We start from the raw sequence: 24,350 nt of genomic DNA on the forward strand, positions 1-24,350 counted from the left end.
AACAAAGTTCATTCTCGATATTTATAAACTTCATGCTACAATACGCGCCAATCTTAGCACGGCTTAAAAGCCCTAATTTATAGGACCTCGCTAATGTTTGCCAATATCTCGATTTCTGAATTTGACCCGGAATTAGCTAAAGCAATTGATGCTGAAGGTGAGCGCCAAGAAGCGCACATCGAGCTAATCGCTTCTGAAAACTATTGCTCTCCAGCAATTATGGAAGCTCAAGGCTCAAAACTCACTAACAAATATGCGGAAGGCTACCCTGGTAAACGCTATTATGGCGGTTGCGAATATGTAGACATCATCGAACAATTGGCGATTGACCGTGCTAAAGAACTCTTTGGTGCTGACTATGCTAACGTTCAGCCACATGCTGGTTCACAAGCAAACTCTGCTGTTTACCTGGCGCTTCTTAACCCGGGCGATACAGTTTTGGGTATGAGCTTGGCTCACGGTGGTCACTTGACTCACGGTGCAAAAGTTAGCTTCTCTGGTAAAACGTATAATGCGATTCAGTACGGCTTAAATGTTGAAACTGGCGAGATCGATTACGAAGAAGTTGAACGTTTAGCTGTAGAACACAAGCCACGCATGATCGTTGCTGGTTTCTCTGCATATAGCCAAATCGTTGATTGGCAACGTTTCCGTGACATCGCGGACAAGGTTGGCGCTTACCTGTTTGTAGATATGGCTCACGTTGCTGGTTTGGTTGCTGCGGGTGTTTACCCAAGCCCAGTACAAATCGCTGACGTTACAACAACAACGACGCATAAAACACTTCGTGGCCCACGTTCAGGTTTAATCCTGGCTAAAGCAAACGAAGAGATTGAGAAAAAACTTCAATCTGCAGTATTCCCAGGTAACCAAGGTGGCCCATTGGTTCACGCTGTTGCGGCTAAAGCAATCTGCTTTAAAGAAGCAATGACACCTGAATACAAAGAATATCAAAAACAAGTTGTGGTAAATGCTAAAGCAATGGCTGAAGTATTAATCGCACGTGGTTACGATATCGTTTCTGGTGGTACTGAAAACCATTTGTTCTTATTGTCATTGATCAAACAAGATGTGACTGGTAAGGAAGCGGATGCTTGGTTAGGTGCTGCTCACATTACTGTGAACAAAAATGCTGTACCAAATGACCCGCGTTCTCCGTTCGTGACTTCTGGTATCCGTATTGGTACTCCTGCTGTAACAACGCGTGGTTTCGGCGAAGCTGAAGTACGTGAACTTGCTGGCTGGATCGCAGACATCTTGGATGCGAAAGGCGATGAAGCAGTAATCGCTACGGTTAAAGAAAAAGTTGCGGCTGTTTGTGCTAAATTTCCTGTTTACGCAAAATAAGTTAACGACTTGAGAAAGCCCCCTCAAAGGGGCTTTTTTTATATATGATTAAAAGTCATATTTTTCGAATATCATATTTCTGCTATAACAGAACAATACTCCATAAAAGATATAACTCATTTTGCTATTGCTCTAATGACATCTTTCGTTCAAAGGAATCAGGTAAATGGCTAAACCAACAATTATTATTTCTCAACAAGATCTTCAACGTTTAGAAACCATGCTTGATCATCAATCTAAACTGAGTCCAACGATGCAGCATCTTGAAGACGAGCTTGCGCGTGCTGAGGTTGTTGCTCCACAAGATGTTCCTGAAAATGTAGTGACCATGAATGCGCGTGTGCGTATTGTTATTGCGCCTGCAAGTGAATCTACGGATATTACCTTGGTGTATCCGCATGATTTTCGGGGTGAAAAAGGGCAAGTCAATGTACTTGCACCGGTAGGCGCAGCAATTTTGGGACTGGCAGAAGGACAAGAAATTGAATGGCCACAGCCGGATGGTCATTTGATGAAAGTGAAGATTGAAAAAGTGTTGTATCAGCCAGAACGTGAAGGCGATTACCTATAATCGTTTTGAATAAAAAGCCCCAAATCTAGGGGCTTTTTTGATGCAGACAAAAATAATTAATGCTTACTAATTTTATCCAGATAACCCATCATAAATGCTGAAATGACAAAGGTCAGGTGCATAATGATGTACCACATGATTTTGTCATTAGGAATATTTTTGGCATCCATAAAAATGCGCAGCAGATGAATAGATGAAATCGCGACGATGGAAGCAGCAACTTTAAGTTTAAGTGAGTTTGCATCCATGGTGCCAAGCCAGTTGAGGCGGGTATCTTCATTTTTAATTTTCAGTTGTGAAACAAAGTTTTCATAACCTGAAAACATTACCATTACAATCAGGCCACCCACTAGAGTCATATCCACTAAAGACAAAATCACAAGAATTAAGTCTGCTTCAGAATATTCAAAAATAAGTGGTAGAACATGCCCGACTTCCTGAAAGAATTTAATTGCCAAAAGCAGCAATGCAAATGAAAGCCCAAAATAGACTGGGGCTAAAATCCAGCGTGCTGCATACATGGTATTGTGAAAGAAACGTTCCATTCATTCCTCAAGCTATATTCTTAATATTTTGACTTGATCATAAATAATTCAATTTAAAAATTCGACATTTTTTTTATGTTTTTTAAAGGCTTGTAATTATTTAAACACTTCACTTATATCACTCACCGTATACTTAAAAGTTCAACCGCTAAATCAGGAATCTTCAAAACTTAAGCAGGTATTGTGCTGATCACTGTCAAACGTTTGACAGTGTTTAAAATAGTTTAAGGGCAGACTGTATTTCAACAACACAACGTTGCAATAAAAATTGAAATATAAGGAATAGCCATGAGCCAAACTCAAACCAAGCCCTATGATCCGAACTATCAATATCAACATATTCAAGTCAAACCGATTACCGGTCGCATTGGTGCGGAAATTGAAGGAATCAAACTCTCTTCAACTTTAGACCAAGAAACGGTCTATGAAATTAACCATGCTCTAGTTAAATATAAAGCGATCTTCTTTAAAAATCAGCAGCACTTAACCGATGATGAACAAGAAGGTTTTGCTGCATTATTAGGAAAGCCATTGAATCATCCAACCGTTCCCGTGAAAAGTGGAACGGCGCATGTACTTGAGCTGGATTCACGTGGTGGTCGAGCAGATACATGGCATACCGATATTACTTTTATTGAAGATTATCCAAAGGCTTCCATTTTACGCAGCATTGTTGCACCGGCAGCAGGCGGAGATACGGTTTGGGCAAATACGACATCTGCCTATAATGATCTGCCAGAAGAACTCAAAAAATTGGCAGATCGCTTGCGCGCAGTGCATAGCAATGATTTTGACTATGCTTCCAAAGCGGCTAAAACAGATACCGAAAATTATCAAAAATATCGTGAGTTATTTAACTCGACTGAATATGAAACAGAGCATCCATTGGTGCGTGTGCATCCTGAAAGCGGTGAGAAAACATTATTATTGGGTCACTTCTTCAAACGCTTTGTCGGTTATAACAGCCAAGATTCACGTCGCTTGTTTGAACTATTCCAAGACTATGCCGTAAATTTAGAGAACATCGTTCGTTGGCGCTGGAGCGTAGGGGATGTCGCAATCTGGGATAACCGTGCCACACAACACCGTGCAATTAATGACTATGGTGATGACCTGCGTGTAGTACGTCGTGTCACCATTGAAGGGGAGATTCCGTTTGGTGTAGATGGTCGTCCAAGTGTGAGCTTGAAGAAAGTCGTGAAACAGGACATTTCCAATTTTACCTTTGAAAACGGTCAAATTTTAGAAAAAGCATCCTAATAACTCAATTGTAAGATGGCGCTGTGTAGAATCGATATTGATCTGAATTCGAGATATACATAGCGCTAAAAATTGGTTGGTCTACAGAGATTCAGAACCTAGTATTTAATTTACTAGGTTTTTTTAATGAGAACATCAATTTCATATGCTCAGTCGTGCAGAGAAGTTAAAGCAAATTTTCAAGGAGGATGCGGTCTTTTCAGCATTCAATGCACAATCACATCAAACGTTAATGCAGCAGGTAAAATATCTACGTTTTTTACCCCAACAACAGATTTTACGTTATCAGCAAAAACTGGATGATATCTATGTGCTGTTGTCTGGACGGATGCAGATTGGCTGGTTGCTCAGTGAGGGCGAGTTTAAAGTCAGTGATTATGTGAAAATGTATTCGGTATTTAATCTGGTGCCATTTTTACAGCAAAAGCCGCTTAATTTTGATTTTTATGCCGTAGAGCAAGTTGAAGTTGCCGTGATTTCAGGGCAGGTTTTTCTGGAGCAATTACAGCAGCAGCCACAAACCATGTGGCAGATCATTCAATTACTGAGTGAGCGAATGTATGGCTTGATGGAGAAAAACCGTTATCTGCAAACCGCGAGCATCAATCAAAAGATTGCGCGACATTTAATGATCTTGGGGCAGCAGGCAACCCCCACAAGTCAGGAGCCTTCAACGATTCAATTCAAAATGAGCCAACAGGAATTTGCCGAATTACTGAATGTGTCCCGACAAACCTTAAATAAGCAGCTGCAATATTTTATACAGGAACGCATTGTAGAGTGGAATTATAGCCAGATTCGGATCATTGATCTTCAGCGCTTAAAACAAATCAGCCAGCTGTAGAGGATAGGTTGCTAAAAAAAGGCTAAACAAACTAATTTTTTTGGGTAATTGAATTCTGTATAAAAAAATTCAGGCAATAAAAAAGGCAAAGTAAAACTTTGCCTTTTTTGATCTGTACCGATCTTAGTGGTGGTGACCACCAGCGCCGTGTACATGACCGTGTTCTAATTCTTCAGCAGAAGCTTCACGAATTTCAACAATTTCAACTTCGAAAGTTAAGTCTTGACCAGCAAGTGGGAAGTTAGCATCCACAACGATTGTGTCGCCTTCAACTGCTTTAACAGTCACGATTTGCACGCCGTCATCAGTTTGAGCTTGGAACTGCATGCCCGGTTGGATGTTGTCCACGCCTTGGAACATTTGAGCAGGAACTTCTTGAACCATTTCTGGGTTATATTCGCCATAACCTTCAGCTGCAGGAACATTTACAGTAAATTTATCACCAACAGTTTTGCCTTCCAAAGCATTTTCTAAACCTGGGATGATGTTACCTGCACCGTGCAAATATGCAAGTGGTTCACCTTGTGATTGGTCGAGAGTTTCGCCTTCTGCGTTAGTCAACGTGTAGTGGAAAGAAACCACGAGGTCATTTGCAATAGCAGTCATGTTATTGATCCATTCAATTTTTAAAGGGGACATCATAAAGTGAAAAGCAGATTTTGTAGATCATATTTATCAAAAAACTGCATTTTCTACATTTTTAATGACATTTTCTTAATAATAGGGACGGTTTTTAAAATTTCAATGTAATTTTATCTTTGAAGCTGTTTTTCTTGTGACAAAATCCTTAGCGCTCAAAAGACCCGCATGAGTATCGCCATGAATGGCGGCTTGATGCAGTCGATATAAAGAAACATAAATCGACTTCGCCAGAAAACCTTGCACACTCACTTGCCCGAGTAATTTTCCCACTGCTTTATGATGGCTTAATGACACCAATGAACCTTTGTCGGAAAATTTGAACATCGGTTGTGGTTTGTCTTGAATGCGGGCTTTCATGGCATCCCCCAGCTGCGTTGCAAGTTCTAAACCGCCGAGACCTCCACCCATAATGACGATTTTATGCAGATTACTCATATTTGACCTATTTGTTCTTTTAAAGACAAAAAAAGAAGATGGCATATGGATGCCATCTTCAATTCATTGCTTTTGTTTAGATGGTTATACAGCTTACCTAACTTAAAGAAATGTCACGCGATTAGCTTAGTGGATAAGTTTTGACTTCCACCTCATCACTGGAGAAAAAAGTAAAAAGTTGTTTAAACCAAATCACAATTTTCTGGAAGAAATTGGCTTCTTCAATTTGTACATCATTTTCAATCGCAATGGTGCGAATCAACTGGTTGTTTTGATAAACCTGCACAGTTGCCAATTCCATCACTTTTGCTAATGGGGCAGTCAGTAGTTTTTCTTTGATTTCGACATTTAAGTGGGTTTTTGTTTCTTGTAATGGATCGATCACCTGAATCGTTCCATTGCCTGTATTCAACATGATGCGCTGATTTACGGTGTCATAGGTTTGCAGATCAATTGCATAAGGCTGGTCATATAAAGATGTAGTCACAATTTGCGGTTTACTGGTTTCCAGTTTAAACATTTTTAAAGTGGATTTGATCACCGGCAATTCAGCAATCAGCTGCTTGTCTTTAATTGCCACTTCATTGCGAGTATAGGTATAAGCCATGTTCAGCAGGGTGTGAGCAACTTCAGCACGTTTTAAAGCATTTTTTGTGCCCATAACCACGACAATCAGGCGACGTTCAGGCAGTGCCGGATTACCGGTAGGACGGTGTGCAGTCAGTGCCAGGTTATAACCTGCGGCTTTGGTAAAACCGGTTTTTAAACCATCCACAGTTGGGTCAAATTTGAGCGCCAAATTGGTTGCGCGGTGAAAACGCTGGTTATAACTGAAACTTGGCATCACTGAATAATGTAAGTATTCAGGTGTTTGTAATGCGAGTGCTTGACCCAGCAGTGCCATGTCATGTGCAGAGGAAAAATGATCTGGCATGGTTACACCGGGTGCATTGGCAAAATGTGTATCGTTCATTCCCAAAGCTTTGGCTTCTTTATTCATGCGTTGGATGAAAGCCGGTACTGTCCCTGAAATACGTTCCGCTAAAGTCACGGCAGCATCATTGGCTGACATCACGATCAAACCCGCCAGCAGCTGATCAATGGAGATCTGATCACCTTCTTTCAGGTACATTTGTGATTCATCCCACTGCACCATTTTTACCACCGGTGTTGCAGTGATGATTTCATCCTTTTTTAAACGCCCCGCTTCAATTTCTTTCAGCGCTATATACGCAACCATCATTTTGGTCATCGATGCTGGTGCACGTTGCTCATGGCTATTGTGCTCCGCAATCACTTGTCCAGATTGGGTATCAAGAATGGTCCATGCAGCAGCTTCAACGCTTTCAGGGACGAGGTTCAGTAGTGCAGCATTGACTATCGTGGAGCACAATAAACAAAGAGACGCGACGAGGTAGATGACAGCTTTCAATGATGTTCCTTTATTTGCCAATCCATTGACTTTAAAATGCAAAAAATCACGGGCATGCTATGCTTTTTTTTTAGCAATGGCTAGTCAGAATTGTAGACAATTGCGACAGTTCGCATTGCTTTGTAAAAAAATGCTAAGCTAATTGCCAAGTTACCTTTTTTTATTTTGTATTGCCCATTATGTTGCATTATCAAATCGAATTTGACGATTATCGTCAGCATCTAGTTCACGTGACACTTCGCTTTTTAGCAAATCCTACCCAAGTACTTTCTTTACCGACCTGGATTCCGGGAAGTTATTTGATTCGCGAGTTTTCAAAGCATCTTGAATCAGTCAAAGCATATGATGAAGATGGCCGCATTTTACAGATTCAAAAATTTGAAAAGAATAAATGGCGTTTATTTAATACCGATCATGAACTGATTACAGTTGAATATGATGTTTATGCCTATGATTTGTCTGTTCGCGGTGCATATGTGGATCAGACACGTTTATACGTGAATCCAGCCTGTGCATGTTTGGGACTGGAAGGTCAGGAAGATAAAGCCATTGAAGTTGAAGTGTTCTTGCCGCCAGAACTGAAACACTTCCAATTGGCTACCGGTTTGGAAAATAAAAGCCTGGTCAAAGGTCGTTATACCTTAAAAGCTAAAAACTATGCGCAGCTGATTGATTCGCCATTTGAACTGGCTGATCAAACCCGTTTTAGTTTTGAAGCCAATGGTATTCCGCACGAGTTCGTGGTTTCGGGCAAACATGCCATGAATGCCCAGCGTATGCAGCAAGACATTGAAAAAATCTGTAGCACAGAAATTTCAATGTTTGGTTCAGCGCCATTTGAAAATTATACTTTCATGACGATGGCAACAGGCAATAGTTATGGTGGTTTAGAACACCCGAATAGTACGAGCTTAATTACGCCACGTGATGACCTGCCAAAAGCAGATGAGCCAGAAGAGCCATCGAAAGATTATCAACGTTTCCTGGGTTTATGCAGTCACGAATATTTCCACTCTTGGCTGGTGAAATTTATTCGTCCGGAAAACTTTGTCAATTATGATTTGAATAGAGAAGGCTATACCTCACTCCTCTGGATCTTTGAAGGCTTTACCTCTTATTACGATGATCTGATTTTGCTGCGTAGCGGTGTCATCAATCAAGAATCGTATATTGCTTTATTAAAAGTACAGATTGATCGTTACCTGCAAAACCCAGGTCATGCGATTCAAACTGTGGCGGAATCCAGTTTTGATGCATGGGTGAAATTTTACCGTCAGGATGAGAACTCGAATAATGCAGGCACAAGCTATTACAACAAAGGTTGTTTGGTGGCGTTGTGTCTGGATTTAGGGTTGCGTCTTAAAGGTTCAAGCCTTGATGCACTCATGCGTAAGCTGTATGAAAATGCGCAAAAAGGCATTCAAGTGAATGAACGTACCATCTTTGATTTGTGTCAGGAGTTGACAGGTCAAAGTTGGCTTGAGCAAATTAATCATTTGATTAACACTACAGACGAATTGCCACTGGATCAGTTGTTCCCTGAATTTGGTCTAAGTTTTGAATTGAAAAATGAAAAAGCTTTGCCATTCGGACTAAAAGTTGCAGATAAACCTGAAGGTGTGGTGGTTCAACAGGTTCGTCGTGACAGTGCAGGGGCTAAAGCCGGTCTTTCAGCCAATGATGTGATTGTTGCAATTGATGGCTTAAAAGCCTCTGAAAAACTTCTTGAGAAATATTCAAAACAAGAAGGTATTTTCACTGTATATGCATTCCGCCGTGATGAATTTATTCAGTTTGAAGTTCAAGGTGGTGCGATTGATTTGACCACGGTTGAACTGAAAGTTGAAGATCAAGCCAAAGCAGAGAAGTGGTTGAAGGCTTAATTTGCTAGTTTGATTAAACTCATGTAAAACCGATGCTTAGGCGTCGGTTTTTTATTTTTTAATATGAAAAAATGATTTGATTTTATTTCTCAACCAACCAAACAGATACTTTTGATATCTCTTACTTGTTTAATTTTATACTTTAAACCCGTTATTTGTTCAAAAGTAATTTTATCTATACTCTTTTCAGGTTGGTATCTTTAGGCTAAAGCTCTGAAATTAGATTTTACTTATGGGTCGCACCTTTAAAATCCCCCATTTATCACCTTGCTGAGCTTCAAGGACAACATTTATATCTTGGATTCTCCCACAATATTCCGTTGAAAATTACCGCTCGAAAGCCTTTAAAGTTTAGTAAAACTTAAGTAAGGAGCGCAGACTTCACAATGACTACTTTTTCGGCTGATCAGGAAAAAATTTGCATCGTATTCCTTTATGTATGATTTATTTCCATGATACCCAACATGTTTTAATTAATTGGGTTGTAAAACAGTAAATTGATCGGTTTAAATTTTGATCATTAATCTAGAGTTTAATTAATATAAGATATTGATAAATAAATAATATTTGTTATTAAAGTCTTGAGTCGTTGCTCATGTAATGAGGTGTGTGAATGTAGTCGAAGAGACCAGCTGAGACTGCCTGTACTCGAAAAAATACGAAATTTCAAGTAGAATATAAGGATTGGTGAACAACACCGATATATATGAATTTTCAGCCAAGAAGCAATATGAAACAATATTGTTGTTTAGCTGAGGTGCAATGAGCACCGATACTTTCGATGTTTTATTTAAGCAAATCGGTTCGTAGGGCTGGGCCAAAAGCTCGGTTCTCAAAACTCAATCTAACGCAAGGGGCTATATATGGCTGGTGGAAAGTCAACTATCATTTACACTCTGACTGACGAGGCGCCATTGTTGGCGACTTATTCGCTGCTGCCGATCATTGAGACCTTTACCAAGCCGGCCGGTATCGAGATTGTCAAAAGTGACATCTCTGTAGCCGTTCGCGTGCTCGCAGAATTTGCAGACTGCCTAAATGAAGAGCAGAAAGTTCCCGATATCCTCGCGGAGCTAGGTCATCTTACACAAGATCCAGATACCAACATTATTAAATTACCGAATATCAGTGCCTCTGTTGGCCAGCTAACAGCGTGTATTAAAGAACTTCAGTCAAAAGGCTATGCAATCCCGGATTATCCGGAAAACCCAACGACTGAAGAAGAAAAATCAATCAAGGTTCGTTATGGCAAATGCTTAGGCTCTGCTGTAAACCCAGTATTACGTGAAGGTAACTCTGACCGTCGTGCGCCTGCCGCAGTGAAAAACTACGTTAAGAAACACCCGCATTCAATGAGCGAGTGGAAACAGTGGTCACAAACTCACGTTTCGCACATGAATGAAGGTGACTTCTACCACGGCGAAAAGTCAATGACACTTGACCGCGCGCGTGACGTGAAAATGGAATTGATCACGAAAAGTGGCGAAACCATCGTTCTTAAACAAAAAGTTGCATTGAAAGATGGCGAAATCATCGACTCAATGTTTATGAGCAAAAAAGCACTTTGCGACTTCTACGAGAAAGAACTTGAAGACTGTCGTGAAGCGGGCATTTTGTTCTCTTTACACGTTAAAGCAACCATGATGAAAGTTTCACACCCGATCGTATTCGGTCACTGTGTGAAAATTTACTACAAAGATGCGTTTGAGAAGCATGGCAAGTTATTTGATGAGTTAGGTGTTAACATCAATAACGGTATGGCGAGTCTTTACGAGAAGCTTGAAACTTTACCTGCATCGCAGCGTGAAGAAATCATCCGTGACTTGCACGCGTGTCAAGAACACCGTCCAGCACTTGCGATGGTTGATTCAGCAAAAGGCATCACCAACTTCCATTCACCAAACGACGTCATTGTAGATGCTTCTATGCCTGCAATGATCCGTGGTGGTGGTAAAATGTGGGGTGCTGACGGCAAACCTTACGACTGTAAAGCCGTAATGCCTGAATCGACTTTCGCACGTATCTACCAAGAAATGATCAATTTCTGTAAGTGGAATGGCAACTTCGATCCAAAAACAATGGGTACTGTACCTAACGTTGGCTTGATGGCGCAAAAAGCTGAAGAATACGGCTCACACGACAAAACGTTTGAAATTCCTGAAGCGGGTATTGCCAACATCACTGATCTTGAAACAGGTGAAGTGTTGATGTCGCAAAATGTTGAGGAAGGCGATATCTGGCGTATGTGTCAGGTGAAAGATGCACCGATCCGTGACTGGGTGAAACTTGCGGTAACTCGCGCGCGTAACTCTGGCATGCCGGCAATCTTCTGGCTTGACCCGTACCGTCCACACGAAAACGAATTGATCAAGAAAGTTGAAAAATACTTGAAAGATCATGACACTGACGGTTTAGATATCCAAATCATGTCACAAGTTCGTGCAATGCGTTATACGCTTGAACGTGTTGCTCGTGGTCTAGATACAATCTCTGTAACAGGTAACATCTTACGTGACTACCTGACAGACTTATTCCCAATCATGGAATTGGGTACTTCAGCGAAAATGCTTTCTATCGTGCCGTTAATGGCGGGTGGTGGTATGTACGAAACAGGTGCAGGCGGTTCTGCTCCCAAACACGTACAGCAGTTGGTTGAAGAAAACCACTTGCGTTGGGATTCACTGGGTGAGTTCATGGCGCTTGCTGTTTCTCTAGAAGAAATGGGCATCAAAGAAGACAATGCTGCTGCGAAGTTATTGGCTAAGACATTAGACCAAGCGACTGGCAAATTGCTCGACAATGACAAGTCACCATCGCGTCGCACTGGCGAACTTGATAACCGTGGCAGCCACTTCTACCTAGCAAAATTCTGGGCTGAAGCGTTAGCTGCTCAAGATGAAAATGCTGAATTGAAAGCGAAGTTTGCTCCGCTTGCTAAAGCATTGGCTGAAAACGAAGACAAGATCGTTGCTGAGCTAGCTGCTGTTCAAGGTAAAGCGGCTGACATCGGCGGTTACTACGCTCTTGATCAAGAGAAAGTAAATGCTGTGATGCGTCCAAGCGCAACCTTAAACGCTGCTCTTGCTTCTGTTTAATCTCGCTTGAACCTATCGGCTTTGCTGTAGGGTGGAGTCGATAAAAAAGCCGGTGCATATGCACCGGCTTTTTTTCGTCCGCAATTTCTACGGTACGAACACTCCCCCAAAAAGGAACTTATTTAAACTCAATTTTAGCGACCGTTACTACGTCCACGACCACGAGGTGCTTTAGTATTTGGGCGTGTCGTACCATTGGTTTTGCGACGTGGTTTATCCGCATCATCCATTTGCCAAATACGCGTTGTACCACCACTGGCTTTTTTCTTGCCTTTGAATGGCGCTTCGCCTTTTGCTTCGCGTGCTTTGTCTTTAGCAACCGAGAAATGCTGTTTCTTGGTTGTAGTCTTTTTCGCAAAGGAACGACCTTCATACGGTTTGTCCGCAGGAACATCTTTAAAGTCTGGGTAAAGTAAAGGTTCGATCTCCACTTGCTCACCGGGCTGTAAGCCCAATTTTACAATGCTGAGGCTACCAATTTGAGTACGAATCAAACGTAAAGTTGGAAAACCTACCGCAGAGGTCATGCGACGAACCTGACGGTTACGACCTTCACAAATTTGAATTTCTACCCATGAAGTTGGAACGCTAGCACGAAAACGTACGGGTGGCGTACGTTCCCATAACCAGTCCGGCTCATCAATTTTTTTGGCTTGAGCAGGCAGGGTGATGCCATCTTTAAGCTCAACACCTTTACGAAGTTGCTCTAAAGCTTCTTCGGTGATGTCACCATCAACCTGTACCACATAAGTTTTAAACTTTTTGTTGGCAGGGTTGGTAATAAACTGGTTCAAACCACCATGATCGGTTAAGAACATTAAGCCTTCTGAGTCTAAATCAAGACGACCAGCGATACGAAGATCAGGGTCTTGAGTGAAATCAGCCATGGTTTGATGTTTCTCATCGGCACGGAACTGGGAGAGAACGTCATAAGGTTTATTAAGAATGACGATTTTCATAGAAAATAACTACTTTGATAATGATAAATACTGGAAACGTTGAGTTTTATTTTATGGAGAAATGGCGTTATTTCCCCTGTAAATCTCAAAAACACTTAAATAGGATTACAATATTATGCGTTAAGATAAGTTGAAAGTATTGCATATTGGCAATTATTTTTTAGATTCGCCAGATAGAATAACAATAGGGAGAACGAGTACAATGGGTTATCAAAAGATTGTTGTGCCTGTGGATGGTAGCAAAATTACCGTAAATGCAGACTTGTCACTGAATGTTCCTAACAATCCTATCATTCCTTTCATTGAAGGCGACGGTATTGGTGTGGATATTACACCAACAATGAAAGCAGTGGTAGATGCTGCAGTTCAAAAAGCTTACGCTGGCAAACGTTCGATCGAATGGATGGAAGTTTACTGCGGTGAAAAAGCAGATAAAATCTATGGTACTTACATGCCAGAAGAAACGTTCGAAGCGCTTCGCGAGTTTGTCGTTTCTATCAAAGGTCCATTAACGACTCCTGTTGGTGGTGGCATTCGTTCTCTCAATGTCGCTTTACGCCAAGAATTAGACCTTTACGTCTGTGTGCGTCCAGTGCGTTGGTTCGAAGGTGTTCCTTCTCCAGTTCAACATCCTGAACTGACTGATATGGTGATTTTTCGTGAAAACTCTGAAGATATCTATGCAGGGATTGAATGGAAAGCGGATTCACCTGAAGCTAAAAAAGTCATCAAATTCCTGAAAGAAGAAATGGGTGTGACTAAAATCCGTTTCGAAGAAAATTGTGGCATTGGTATTAAACCGGTATCTAAAGAAGGGACGCAACGTCTGGTTCGTAAAGCCATTCAGTTTGCAATCGACAATGACAAGCCTAGCGTGACTCTCGTTCACAAAGGCAACATCATGAAGTATACCGAAGGTGCGTTCAAAGAATGGGGTTACGAAGTTGCGCTTGAGCGTTTTGGTGGCGAACTTTTGGACGGTGGTCCATGGGTGACTATCAAGAACCCTAAAAACGGCAAAGACATCATCATTAAAGATGTGATTGCTGATGCGTTCCTGCAACAAATCCTGATGCGTCCTTCTGAATATTCAGTGATCGCGACGCTTAACTTGAACGGTGACTACATTTCTGATGCGCTTGCAGCTGAAGTTGGCGGTATCGGTATTGCGCCTGGTGCAAACATTGGTGGTGCAATCCAGATGTACGAAGCCACTCACGGTACTGCGCCTAAATATGCAGGTCAAGACAAAGTAAACCCAGGTTCAATCATCCTTTCTGCTGAAATGATGCTGCGTGACATGGGCTGGACTGAAGCAGCCGACTTGATCATTAAAGGTGTTTCTGGTGCGATTACTGCAAAAACGGTCACTTATGATTTCGAGCGTTTAATGCCTGACGCGACTTTGTTACGTTGTTCGGAATTTGGTCAAGCAGTCATTAACAATATGGAATAAGTCTGGGACTGAAACCTTGTGTTAGAAAAACCTGCCATTCGTTGCGGGTTTTTTTGTTTTTACAGAAAGCATGTTTAATTTAATATATTTAAAATTTTAAGATGAAATAAAATCTCTTGCATAAATTATTTGAATATATTGCTTTTAAAGGCTTGGAGAACTTGGATTGAAAGATATTTAGCATAAGCTGAATAATACTATTCGAGAAATTTTGTAAAATATGGCAGAATATGCGGTTTTAAAGTATTTAGAGGATTGGCAGCATGCGCTTTGTTGATGAAGCAGTCATTACCGTAGAGGCTGGCGACGGTGGCAATGGCGTAGCCAGTTTTCGCCGTGAAAAATTCGTACCATTTGGTGGTCCAGATGGTGGTGATGGTGGACGTGGCGGTAACATCTATGTTGAAGCCGATAACGACACAAGCACACTTGTAGATTATCGTTATACACGCAGATTCCGTGCAGAACGTGCTAAAAACGGTCGTGGTGCGAACTGCTCAGGCCGTGGCGGTGAAGACACCATATTAAAGGTTCCAGTAGGAACAACAATTGTCGATACAGAATCAGGCGATATTATCGGTGACTTGGTTGCTGATGGTCAACGTGTGATGGTTGCAGCGGGTGGTGAAGGTGGTTTGGGTAATACCCACTTTAAATCATCGACTAACCGTTCACCACGTAAGTGCACAACAGGTACCAAAGGTGAATACCGTGAAATTCGTTTAGAGCTTAAAGTTCTTGCGGATGTTGGTTTGCTCGGTATGCCAAATGCAGGTAAATCGACATTTATTCGTGCAGTATCGGCAGCAAAACCTAAAGTTGCAGATTATCCATTTACTACCATGGTTCCAAACCTGGGTGTGGTAGATGCCGACCGTCACCGTTCATTTGTGATGGCCGATATTCCTGGACTGATTGAAGGTGCCTCTGAAGGTGCAGGTCTGGGTATTCGTTTCCTTAAACATTTGGCCCGTACCCGTATTCTGTTGCACATTGTTGATGTACAGCCGATTGACGGTTCAGACCCGGTGCACAATGCCAAGGCAATTTTGAATGAGTTGAAAAAATTCTCTCCAACCCTTGCTAAATTGCCAGTGGTACTGGTGCTGAACAAGGTTGACCAACTCGATCAGGACACCAAAGAAGAATGGTGTAAACATCTTCTGGAAGAAATGAAGTGGGAAGGTCCGGTATTCCAAACTTCTGGCTTAATGTCGGAAGGAACCAAAGAAGTTGTTTATTACCTGATGGATCAAATTGAACAACAACGTGAACGCGAAGTTGAAGATCCTGAATATGCAGCAGAAATGAAAGCATTCCGTGATCAGCTTGAAGCTGAGACACGTGAACAAACCATCGCAGCGAAAGAAGCTTATCGTGAAATGCGTCGTCAACAACGTCTTGCCGGTCTATTGGCAGAAGATGATGATGAAGATGATAACGACGGTGATGATGGCGAAATGGAAGTGTTTTACGTACGTTAAGCTCTTAGGATAGAGTACTGAGGACAAGATGATAGAAGTGGTAGATGGGCAACGTCAGCTCAAGGGTTGTAAACGAATCGTTGTTAAAATCGGATCATCTTTACTCACGGCAAATGGGCAAGGTTTAGATTTGGATGCAATTTCGCATTGGGCGCAACAAATTGCGGATCTACACAATGCAGGACACGAGATCATTCTTGTGTCTTCAGGTGCTGTGGCTGAAGGTATGGTTCGTATGAAATTGTCGAATCGACCCACTGATTTACCGAGTCTTCAGGCATGTGCTGCTATTGGTCAAATGGGCTTGATTCAAACCTGGTCTAGTGTATTAGAAAATCATTCTATTCAAACGGCTCAAGTTTTACTGACTCATGATGACCTGGCAGACCGTCGTCGTTATTTGAACTCTTGCGATGCTTTGCAGCATTTAATTGACTGGCATGTGATTCCTGTTATTAATGAAAATGACACGGTATCGACTGACGAAATTCGCTTCGGTGATAACGATACCTTGGCCGCTATGGTCGCAGGTCAGGTTCATGCAGATTTGTTGATTATCTTAACCGATCAGCAAGGCATGTTTGACTCTGACCCACGTTCTAATCCAAATGCAAAACTGTTCCATACGGTTCGTGCTTTGGATGAAAGTCTGTTTGATATGGCAGGTGGTGGCGGAAAATTTGGTCGTGGTGGTATGTTGACCAAAGTTCGTGCGGCACGCTTGGCAGCGAAATCAGGTTGTCCAACCCTGATCGCCAGTGGCGAAAGCGACAATGTGCTTGCGCGCTTAATGTCTGGTGAATTGCTTGGAACATTGTTTATTACGGATAATGACCGTATTACTGCACATCAGCAATGGTTGGCTGCGCATCTGCAAACTGCAGGCCGTTTAGTTTTGGATGATGGCGCAGTGAAAGCCATTAAAGAAAACCATCGCAGTTTATTGCCTGTTGGGGTGAAAGCGGTGGAAGGTCATTTTGAACGTGGCGATGTGGTTGAATGTGTCGATTCACATGGTGGCCGTGTAGCTGTGGGTCGTGTCAACTTTAGTTCGCGTTCAGCTGAAATTGTGAAGGGTTTGTCTTCGGATAAAGTGCATCAGGTTTTAGGTGAAGCACGTTCTTTAGAAATGATTCATCGCAATCATATGGCGATCTACTAAGAATTTACGTATTAAAAAATCCCGCTTAAGAGCGGGATTTTTTATGTTTTATCCTTAAAAGCTTTATTTAATAAAGCCACGCTGAATCAGTGAATTAAACAACTTTTAATATATCCACATTACTTAAGACATCAGTTTTGCCGGGTAATGATTCCATATTTTAAACCTGAATGATTCACAACCGGAGACAAAATAAGGCATATAAAGCAAGTTGATGGCTATTCATCAAATGGATCATGTGCGGGTAACAAGACCGACTTTTAAATAAATGACTTTTATCTTGTTTTAATGATGTGAAAAATGCTTTGAAATTATTGAAATGTAATAATTTATACTAAATATCAATAAAAATAATTTCTGAAAGGCTCAGCTGAGTAGTTCGAATTTTTATACAGTGATGATGCTGTTTGAGAAACTTCCAGTAAATGGGCTCAAACTTTAGAAAGAAATCGTCAACTACACAGAATAATTCGGTACTATAAATATAAGGACTAGAGTTGTGAGTTTTGTGTAGTAACTCAACTGATGGCTCTAGTCCTCTTATTTTTTAAGTCAATTTCTTATTCGAGATTTGGGTTAAGTAAATAGATCAACCTGAACGAACTGTACTGAATCAGCAAAATACAGAAATATAGGGGGGGTGATGTTGCATGTTGGTTTTTAGCCCTCATACTATGAATGTTATGTCGTTGAAGATGGATACTATGCAGGATAGTCAGCAACCTTTTGAATTAGTGACCAGCTATCAACCCGCTGGTGATCAGCCACAAGCCATTGAGAAACTGGTCAGTGGTATTGAAAAAGGCTATCACGATCAGTTGCTATTAGGGGTAACAGGTTCGGGGAAAACCTATACCATGGCGAATGTGATTGCTCAGACTCAACGTCCAACCATTGTCATGGCGCACAATAAAACCTTGGCTGCACAGTTGTATGGTGAATTTAAGTCATTTTTCCCGAATAATGCGGTTGAGTATTTTGTCAGTTATTACGACTACTATCAGCCAGAAGCCTATGTTCCATCTTCCGATACCTTTATCGAAAAAGATTCTGCCATTAATGATCATATTGATCAGATGCGCCTTTCAGCAACCCGTGCATTATTAGAGCGTCGTGATGCCATTATTGTGGCTTCGGTTTCTGCGATTTATGGTTTGGGTGATCCAAACGCCTATATGAGCATGTTGCTGCATATTGTACAGGGCGATCGAATCAGTCGAGATGACATTATTCGTCGTCTGGTTGAAATGCAATATACCCGTAATGAACTGGAATTTTTACGTGGTACCTATCGTATTCGCGGTGAAATTATGGATATTTTCCCGGCCGAATCGGATCAAGATGCAATTCGTATCGAACTGTTTGACGATGAAGTTGATTCGATTCGCTGGTTTGATCCATTAACCGGGAAAATGGTGCGTAAAGTACCGCGTGTCACGATTTATCCTAAAAGTCATTATGTCACTCCAAAAGACAACTTGCAGCGCGCCATCGGTACCATTCGTGAAGAACTGAAAGAGCGTTTAGTTTTCTTTCGCGAGCATGACAAATTGCTTGAAGCACAACGTATTGAACAGCGTACCCGTTACGATTTGGAAATGATGCAGCAGTTGGGCTATACCAACGGTATTGAAAACTATTCACGTCATTTGTCTGGTCGTCCATCGGGTGAGGCTCCTCCAACTTTATTCGATTATATCCCTGACGATGCTTTACTGATTATTGATGAATCGCATGTCACCGTTCCACAAATTGGTGCGATGTATAAAGGTGACCGTTCGCGTAAAGAAAACCTGGTCAATTATGGTTTCCGTTTACCCAGTGCACTGGATAACCGTCCAATGCAATTTGAGGAGTGGGAGCGCATTATTCCGACCACGATTTATGTCAGCGCAACCCCGGCAAAATATGAGCTGGAAAAATCCGAGCAAATTGCCGAGCAGGTGGTTCGTCCAACCGGGCTGGTCGATCCTGAAATCGAAATTCGTCCAGTTTTGACCCAAGTCGATGATGTGCTTTCAGAAATCAATCTGCGTAAAGATTTGGATGAACGTGTATTGGTGACTACGCTAACCAAGCGTATGGCGGAAGATTTAACTTCATATTTAAAAGAATATGGGGTGAAAGTCGCTTATTTGCATTCAGATATCGATACGGTAGAGCGGGTGAAGATTATTCATGACCTACGTTCGGGTGTGCATGATGTGCTTGTCGGCATTAACCTGTTACGTGAAGGTCTGGATATGCCAGAAGTATCTTTGGTAGCGATTTTAGATGCAGACAAAGAGGGCTTTTTGCGTTCTGAACGCTCACTGATTCAGACCATTGGTCGTGCAGCGCGTAATGTAAAAGGTAAAGCGATTCTTTATGCTGACCGCATCACCGACTCCATGCGAAAAGCGATTGATGAAACGGATCGACGTCGTGCCAAGCAGATCGAATTTAATACGCTGCATGGGATTACGCCGCGCAGTACCAAACGTCAAAACAATAAAGATATTGATACCGGTGAAGTACTGACTGATGATCAAATTGATGAAAAAATTTCGGATCAAGCACGTGCTTTAAGTGCAGATGACCGTCATATTCTGGCCGATCCTAAGTTGCTGGCGAAGCACATGTCCAAACTGGAAAAAGAGATGTTGAAAGCATCAAAAGAATTGCAGTTTGAACAGGCGGCACGACTGCGTGATGAGATTGTCCGTTTAAAAGCACAGCTGTTAAGTTAGCTGGATAGGTAATTTTTTACTGCAAAATCATTACATAACACTACAGTATCACCCAGTTGGAATGGTTATTTTTAAATGGATATTGATTTTTATAAATCTTAAATTTTGACTGGAAAGGTAGCTTTATGACAACGAATGATCTTCCTAAAGCCGGCTTTAAACTGGCTAAGATTGCTGTCGGTGGAGTTGTGCTCATTGGCTTGGGTATGGCAACCATGGCTTATGCACAAAACAAGCCTTTACACACTGTTGAAGAAGTTGAATTGGATAAATATCTCGGTGTTTGGTATGAAGTTGCCCGTAAGCCGATGTACTTCCAAAATAAGTGTGATCGTGATGTATCTGCCACTTATACCTTAAATGAAAATGGCAATATTGGGGTGGATAACCGTTGCTATACTAAAGATGGACAATTAAACCAGTCTATTGGTGAGGCGTTTATTCAAAATGCGCCATTTAATACCAAGTTGAAAGTCAGCTTTTTGCCGGAATCTGTTCGCTGGTTACCGGTAGGACGTGGAGATTACTGGATTCTAAAAATTGACGATGCTTATCAAACGGTATTGGTCGGTGAGCCACGTCGCAGATATCTTTGGGTACTGTCTCGTTCAGCACAACCGGATCAAGCTGTAGTAAAAGAATATCTGGATTATGCCCAATCGATAGGTTATGACATTAGTGATGTGATTCATACCAAACAAACTCAAAAGTAATCTTAAAAGATTGATTGATCAAACCATGCTTCGGCATGGTTTTTTATTGGATGGTCAATTTGAAGGATGAATGATTAAGTTTTATTGGTATGTAATGTTTATAATGCAGCCGAGATCAATCCAGAGATGAAAGATGTATAAAGGCGTAGCTTTGTCTGTATTGGCATCAGTCACTTTTGGGGTTTTGTATTTCTATACCCAATTCTTAAAACCTTTAGATAGCGAACAGACATTTGCCTGGCGTATGTTAGCCACACTGCCATTTCTCACTTTATTTATGTGGTGGACCGGTGATTTAAAACATATCGCAGAAATTTTTAAACGGATTTTCAAGCAACCGACTTTTTTAATCTGGCTGATGATTAGTTCAGTATTATGTACCACACAGCTTTGGTTGTTCTTGTGGGGACCGATTAATGGGCGTGGTTTGGAAGTGTCTTTGGGGTATTTCCTGTTACCCTTGGTGATGGTGCTCATTGGTTGTGTGCTTTACAAAGAAAAATTGTCCAAATGGCAAATCGCTGCGGTGATTTTTGCCAGTATAGGGGTGGGGCATGAATTGTGGCGGATTGGCAGTATTGCCTGGGAAACGGTATATGTTGCCGTTGCCTATCCTATTTATTTCTTTTTAAGACGTGCTTTTAAAACCGACCACTTGGGTGGTTTTTGGTGGGATTTATTTTTAATCCTGCCGGTCGCTATTTATTTAGCGACTGTGTATAGCGATTCTTTTGCTTTGATTGGGCAATTTCCGCACTTAATCTGGGCTGTTTTGGGATTAGGCTTTTTAAGTGCTTTGGGACTGGGAAGTTATATTCTGGCGAGTCGTTATTTGCCTTTTGTTATATTTGGATTGTTAAGCTATTTAGAACCGGTATTACTTGCCTTTGCATCCATTGCTTTAGGTGAAAGGGTGGAATCGGCAGAATGGTTGACTTATATTCCCATCTGGTTGGCAGTGTTACTTCTGGTCGTCGAAGGTTCAATTCATTTGATCAAGCAACAGCGGAAGCAAAAGTCATTAGCTCAAAATCTGGAAAATTATCAAGATCACTTAAAGTAAGCGGTCTCTGCTTTTGAATTTTGTCTGATAAAGCAACATTTGAACCGAATTTATTGTTTTGGTCTGAAATGTGGTGGTCTATAGCTTTCAATATGAAAATCATAAAAATAATTACAACTATTTTGTCAATTTATAATGAATATATAGCAAAATGTGCCAGACAAAATCAGCTTTTGATTCAAACTTGCCGACAATTCCTTTACAATTGCCGGGTTTTGAAATTTATGCCTAGATATACAATTAATTAGAGGACGTATCTGTGAGCAAAGAGACTATCATCGCCCTACATGCAGATCACCAAGGTCGCTGGAAAAACCGTGAAGAAATCGCGGAGCATATGATTGCCTTAATTGGTCAGTTGTATCGTGAAAAAAATATCGTGACTTCGGTATTTGGTCGTTCTTTAGTTAACCGTTCAGTAATCCAGATTTTAAAAGCACACCGTCGTACCCGTGTGATGGATGTTGAACTTTCTGTGGTTAACACTTTCCCAATTCTAGAAGCATTGGCTAAAGTTGAGAAAATTGGTTCTGCTGAAATCGATCTAGGTAAACTTGCAGTTAAATTTAAAGAAAAAGGCGGCGACATCGATGCATTTGTTGCAGATGCTGTTAAATCTTTAGAAGGCAATCCTGCAACTGTTGAACCTAAAGATGTGGTTCTTTACGGTTTCGGTCGTATCGGTCGTATCCTTGCACGCTTGATCATTGGTCAATCAGGTCTTGGTCGTGGTTTAAGCCTTAAAGCAATCGTTGTTCGTAAATCATCTGACGGTGATTTGGAAAAACGTGCCTCTTTACTTCGTCGTGACTCAATTCACGGTCCATTTGCAGGCACAATTTCTGTAGATGAAGAAAACGAAGCAATCATTGCTAACGGTAATTTCATTAAAGTCATTTACGCTTCAAGCCCAAGCGAAGTGGATTACACAGCTTTTGGTATCAATAACGCTTTAGTGATTGATAACACAGGTAAATGGCGTGATGCTGAAGGTCTTGCTGAACACTTGAAATGCCCAGGCGTTGCTCGTGTGGTATTGACTGCTCCAAGTAAAGGTGAAATGAAAAATGTGGTTTATGGCGTAAACCATACTGACATTTTAGATGAAGACAAAATCATTTCTGCTGCTAGCTGCACAACAAATGCAATTACGCCAGTATTAAAAGTGTTAGATGACAAATACAAAGTGCTTAATGGCCACGTTGAAACTGTTCACTCTTTCACAAATGACCAAAACTTGATCGACAACTACCACAAGGCAGATCGCCGTGGTCGTGCTGCGACTTTGAACATGGTAATTACTGAAACTGGTGCTGCGAAAGCAGTTGCTAAAGCACTTCCTGCGCTTAAAGGCAAGTTGACTGGTAACTCTGTACGCGTTCCTACTCCAAACGTATCACTTGCTATTCTTAACTTAACACTTGAGAAAGAAGTTGATCGTGAAGAAGTGAATGAATACATTCGTCAAATCTCAATCAATTCAAGCCTTCAAGGTCAAATCGGTTATACAAATTCGACTGAGGTTGTATCTTCTGACTTTATCGGTTCACGTACTGCAGGTGTATTTGATGCGCAAGCAACAATCACTTCAGGTAATCGTTTAACAGCGTATGTTTGGTACGATAACGAAGTGGGTTATAGCTGCCAAGTATTACGTATTGCTGAACAAATGTGTGGCGTAAGCTATCCAAAAGTTCCTGCTGAAACAAATGCATAATTTGTAAAGTAGTAAAAAAGAGTCTCATTTGAGGCTCTTTTTTTTGTTTTCTAAAGTTAAAAATTGAGCTGTTATCTAAGTTTTCTCATTTAAATTAACTCCATTCGCTTTTGAAAAAATATGACTTTTCTTTCAAATAGTCATTAGGAGGCTTTGTGATCTGGACAGATGCGGTTTTGAGTTTGCTTTATGAAATTTGATTCATTCAATCATTTTAAAATAATCACATTTTTTGTTAACCAAGCCTTCTTTAAGTCTTATGTCTCATAATTTTTATTCTAAAAAACGGTAAATTGATGGTTTTATATACTTGAATAACTTATCTTGTTATAGTGGCTTGCTTAAGGTAAGTATATATATAAAAGTAAGTTAAGAATAAAATTGGAGAACATGGATGAGCACCTACGCAACCAGTCATTTACTTGGACAAGTTTTATCTAATCAATGCCCTTCACGTGAAATATTGGAACACTTAACCACCAAATGGTCTGTGTTAGTTTTACGCTGTTTAAGTGATGGTGTGCATCGTTTTAGCGAGTTAAAACAGCGCATAGAAGGGGTGAGTGAAAAAATGCTGGTGCAAACTTTAAAAGTATTGGAAAAAGATGGTTTTCTGATTCGTACGGTTTATCCGGTTGTACCGCCTAAAGTGGAATATCAGCTAACTATTCTGGGTGCGCAGGCAGCTGAAAAAATGACAATACTCATTGGTTGGATTGAACGAAATTTGCCTGAAATTTTAGAAAATAAAGATAGATTGATGAAATAAACCATAAGATTGCTGCATGAGAACAATGAGTGAAAAAAAGAAGAAAATTTAGTTGTTACTTTATTGGCAGTCTATGCCATTATTTTGGCTTTATGTATTGCGATATATGCGATATTTAAACTTTTAGTTAGAAGTGGATATTACTTTAGCAACAAATTTTTTAATTTGGTCTGTAACTATATTTTCGCCTATAGCTGTATTAATGACTTACACAAATTGGAGAGAACAGAAACAAGCAGAATTG

Annotated in this window: 18 protein-coding genes and 2 pseudogenes; 14 read left to right on the top strand and 6 right to left on the bottom strand. The window is 40.9% G+C overall.

Features of this window, described 5'->3' with window-relative positions; all coding sequences use genetic code 11:
- Positions 1-93 precede the first annotated feature (93 nt).
- Both glyA and rnk read left to right on the top strand, forming a co-directional pair.
- The gene (gene glyA / locus HLH18_RS14050; RefSeq protein WP_171547329.1) at positions 94-1,347 is read left to right on the top strand and encodes a serine hydroxymethyltransferase; all 1,254 of its coding nucleotides are present in this window, start codon (positions 94-96) and stop codon (positions 1,345-1,347) included.
- 166 nt (positions 1,348-1,513) lie between these two features.
- A complete protein-coding gene (rnk, locus tag HLH18_RS14055) occupies positions 1,514-1,918 on the top strand; it encodes a nucleoside diphosphate kinase regulator (protein ID WP_171547330.1) in 405 nt (134 codons plus the stop codon).
- Positions 1,919-1,974: 56 nt separating this feature from the next.
- Here the strand turns inward: rnk and HLH18_RS14060 are convergent, their stop codons facing one another.
- Positions 1,975-2,463 (bottom strand): TIGR00645 family protein, encoded by a 489-nt coding sequence (locus tag HLH18_RS14060; RefSeq protein ID WP_171547331.1) that lies wholly within the window; start codon positions 2,461-2,463, stop codon positions 1,975-1,977.
- Between the two features lie 288 nt (positions 2,464-2,751).
- On the opposite strand from HLH18_RS14060, the gene HLH18_RS14065 reads away from it, so the two are divergent.
- Positions 2,752-3,723 (top strand): TauD/TfdA dioxygenase family protein, encoded by a 972-nt coding sequence (locus HLH18_RS14065; protein WP_171547332.1) that lies wholly within the window; start codon positions 2,752-2,754, stop codon positions 3,721-3,723.
- Between the two features lie 145 nt (positions 3,724-3,868).
- Complete coding sequence (locus HLH18_RS14070; protein ID WP_171547333.1) at positions 3,869-4,567, top strand: Crp/Fnr family transcriptional regulator; 699 nt, start codon at positions 3,869-3,871, stop codon at positions 4,565-4,567.
- A gap of 123 nt (positions 4,568-4,690) precedes the next feature.
- Here the strand turns inward: HLH18_RS14070 and slyD are convergent, their stop codons facing one another.
- From slyD to HLH18_RS14085, 3 genes and pseudogenes are all read right to left on the bottom strand, one after another.
- Complete coding sequence (gene slyD, locus HLH18_RS14075; protein ID WP_131213491.1) at positions 4,691-5,173, bottom strand: peptidylprolyl isomerase; 483 nt, start codon at positions 5,171-5,173, stop codon at positions 4,691-4,693.
- A 135-nt stretch (positions 5,174-5,308) separates the two neighbouring features.
- Positions 5,309-5,587 (bottom strand): annotated as a pseudogene (locus tag HLH18_RS14080) (NAD(P)/FAD-dependent oxidoreductase); the annotation flags it as partial.
- Between the two features lie 178 nt (positions 5,588-5,765).
- Complete coding sequence (locus tag HLH18_RS14085; protein ID WP_171547334.1) at positions 5,766-7,076, bottom strand: D-alanyl-D-alanine carboxypeptidase PBP6B; 1,311 nt, start codon at positions 7,074-7,076, stop codon at positions 5,766-5,768.
- A gap of 179 nt (positions 7,077-7,255) precedes the next feature.
- Between HLH18_RS14085 and HLH18_RS14090 the strand changes: the two genes are divergently transcribed.
- Complete coding sequence (locus HLH18_RS14090; protein ID WP_171547335.1) at positions 7,256-8,959, top strand: M61 family metallopeptidase; 1,704 nt, start codon at positions 7,256-7,258, stop codon at positions 8,957-8,959.
- 863 nt (positions 8,960-9,822) lie between these two features.
- Complete coding sequence (locus HLH18_RS14095) at positions 9,823-12,054, top strand: NADP-dependent isocitrate dehydrogenase (RefSeq protein ID WP_171547336.1); 2,232 nt, start codon at positions 9,823-9,825, stop codon at positions 12,052-12,054.
- Between the two features lie 134 nt (positions 12,055-12,188).
- Here HLH18_RS14095 and HLH18_RS14100 read toward each other — a convergent pair whose 3' ends face one another.
- A complete protein-coding gene (locus tag HLH18_RS14100) occupies positions 12,189-13,013 on the bottom strand; it encodes an rRNA large subunit pseudouridine synthase E (protein ID WP_171547337.1) in 825 nt (274 codons plus the stop codon).
- A gap of 202 nt (positions 13,014-13,215) precedes the next feature.
- On the opposite strand from HLH18_RS14100, the gene icd reads away from it, so the two are divergent.
- The 3 genes from icd (at position 13,216) to proB (ending at position 17,115) form a co-directional block, all read left to right on the top strand.
- A complete protein-coding gene (gene icd / locus HLH18_RS14105; protein WP_171547338.1) occupies positions 13,216-14,469 on the top strand; it encodes an NADP-dependent isocitrate dehydrogenase in 1,254 nt (417 codons plus the stop codon).
- Between the two features lie 263 nt (positions 14,470-14,732).
- Positions 14,733-15,953, top strand: a complete 1,221-nt coding sequence (gene cgtA / locus HLH18_RS14110; RefSeq protein WP_131286853.1) for an Obg family GTPase CgtA — start codon at positions 14,733-14,735, stop codon at positions 15,951-15,953.
- A gap of 28 nt (positions 15,954-15,981) precedes the next feature.
- The gene (gene proB, locus HLH18_RS14115) at positions 15,982-17,115 is read left to right on the top strand and encodes a glutamate 5-kinase (protein ID WP_171547339.1); all 1,134 of its coding nucleotides are present in this window, start codon (positions 15,982-15,984) and stop codon (positions 17,113-17,115) included.
- 193 nt (positions 17,116-17,308) lie between these two features.
- On the opposite strand, the pseudogene HLH18_RS16160 reads toward proB, so the two are convergent.
- Positions 17,309-17,599 (bottom strand): annotated as a pseudogene (locus tag HLH18_RS16160) (IS982 family transposase); the annotation flags it as partial.
- Positions 17,600-17,819: 220 nt separating this feature from the next.
- On the opposite strand from HLH18_RS16160, the gene uvrB reads away from it, so the two are divergent.
- From uvrB to HLH18_RS14140, 5 genes are all read left to right on the top strand, one after another.
- Positions 17,820-19,844, top strand: a complete 2,025-nt coding sequence (uvrB, locus tag HLH18_RS14120; RefSeq protein ID WP_171547371.1) for an excinuclease ABC subunit UvrB — start codon at positions 17,820-17,822, stop codon at positions 19,842-19,844.
- 125 nt (positions 19,845-19,969) lie between these two features.
- On the top strand, positions 19,970-20,557 hold the full coding sequence (locus HLH18_RS14125) for a lipocalin family protein (protein WP_171547340.1): 588 nt from the start codon (positions 19,970-19,972) through the stop codon (positions 20,555-20,557).
- Between the two features lie 133 nt (positions 20,558-20,690).
- Positions 20,691-21,620: an EamA family transporter RarD gene (gene rarD, locus HLH18_RS14130; protein WP_171547341.1), complete on the top strand. Its 930-nt coding sequence runs from the start codon at positions 20,691-20,693 to the stop codon at positions 21,618-21,620.
- A 259-nt stretch (positions 21,621-21,879) separates the two neighbouring features.
- Entirely contained in the window at positions 21,880-23,337 is a 1,458-nt protein-coding gene (locus tag HLH18_RS14135) for a glyceraldehyde-3-phosphate dehydrogenase (protein ID WP_171547342.1), read from the top strand.
- 394 nt (positions 23,338-23,731) lie between these two features.
- A complete protein-coding gene (locus HLH18_RS14140) occupies positions 23,732-24,106 on the top strand; it encodes a winged helix-turn-helix transcriptional regulator (protein WP_171547343.1) in 375 nt (124 codons plus the stop codon).
- The last annotated feature ends 244 nt before the right edge of the window (positions 24,107-24,350 follow it).

Origin of the sequence: Acinetobacter sp. ANC 5414, from assembly GCF_013004295.1 — a bacterium.
Classification (GTDB): domain Bacteria; phylum Pseudomonadota; class Gammaproteobacteria; order Pseudomonadales; family Moraxellaceae; genus Acinetobacter.

Excerpts from the sequence above, each read along its gene's own strand:
- proB (WP_171547339.1), top strand. The coding sequence starts at position 15,982 with ATGATAGAAGTGGTAGATGGGCAACGTCAGCTCAAGGGTTGTAAACGA.
- HLH18_RS14070 (WP_171547333.1), top strand. The coding sequence starts at position 3,869 with ATGCTCAGTCGTGCAGAGAAGTTAAAGCAAATTTTCAAGGAGGATGCG.
- HLH18_RS14140 (WP_171547343.1), top strand. The coding sequence starts at position 23,732 with ATGAGCACCTACGCAACCAGTCATTTACTTGGACAAGTTTTATCTAAT.
- HLH18_RS14095 (WP_171547336.1), top strand. The coding sequence starts at position 9,823 with ATGGCTGGTGGAAAGTCAACTATCATTTACACTCTGACTGACGAGGCG.
- cgtA (WP_131286853.1), top strand. The coding sequence starts at position 14,733 with ATGCGCTTTGTTGATGAAGCAGTCATTACCGTAGAGGCTGGCGACGGT.
- HLH18_RS14090 (WP_171547335.1), top strand. The coding sequence starts at position 7,256 with ATGTTGCATTATCAAATCGAATTTGACGATTATCGTCAGCATCTAGTT.
- HLH18_RS14060 (WP_171547331.1), bottom strand. The coding sequence starts at position 2,463 with ATGGAACGTTTCTTTCACAATACCATGTATGCAGCACGCTGGATTTTA.
- slyD (WP_131213491.1), bottom strand. The coding sequence starts at position 5,173 with ATGACTGCTATTGCAAATGACCTCGTGGTTTCTTTCCACTACACGTTG.
- uvrB (WP_171547371.1), top strand. The coding sequence starts at position 17,820 with ATGCAGGATAGTCAGCAACCTTTTGAATTAGTGACCAGCTATCAACCC.
- HLH18_RS14065 (WP_171547332.1), top strand. The coding sequence starts at position 2,752 with ATGAGCCAAACTCAAACCAAGCCCTATGATCCGAACTATCAATATCAA.
- HLH18_RS14125 (WP_171547340.1), top strand. The coding sequence starts at position 19,970 with ATGACAACGAATGATCTTCCTAAAGCCGGCTTTAAACTGGCTAAGATT.
- glyA (WP_171547329.1), top strand. The coding sequence starts at position 94 with ATGTTTGCCAATATCTCGATTTCTGAATTTGACCCGGAATTAGCTAAA.
- rnk (WP_171547330.1), top strand. The coding sequence starts at position 1,514 with ATGGCTAAACCAACAATTATTATTTCTCAACAAGATCTTCAACGTTTA.
- rarD (WP_171547341.1), top strand. The coding sequence starts at position 20,691 with ATGTATAAAGGCGTAGCTTTGTCTGTATTGGCATCAGTCACTTTTGGG.
- HLH18_RS14100 (WP_171547337.1), bottom strand. The coding sequence starts at position 13,013 with ATGAAAATCGTCATTCTTAATAAACCTTATGACGTTCTCTCCCAGTTC.
- icd (WP_171547338.1), top strand. The coding sequence starts at position 13,216 with ATGGGTTATCAAAAGATTGTTGTGCCTGTGGATGGTAGCAAAATTACC.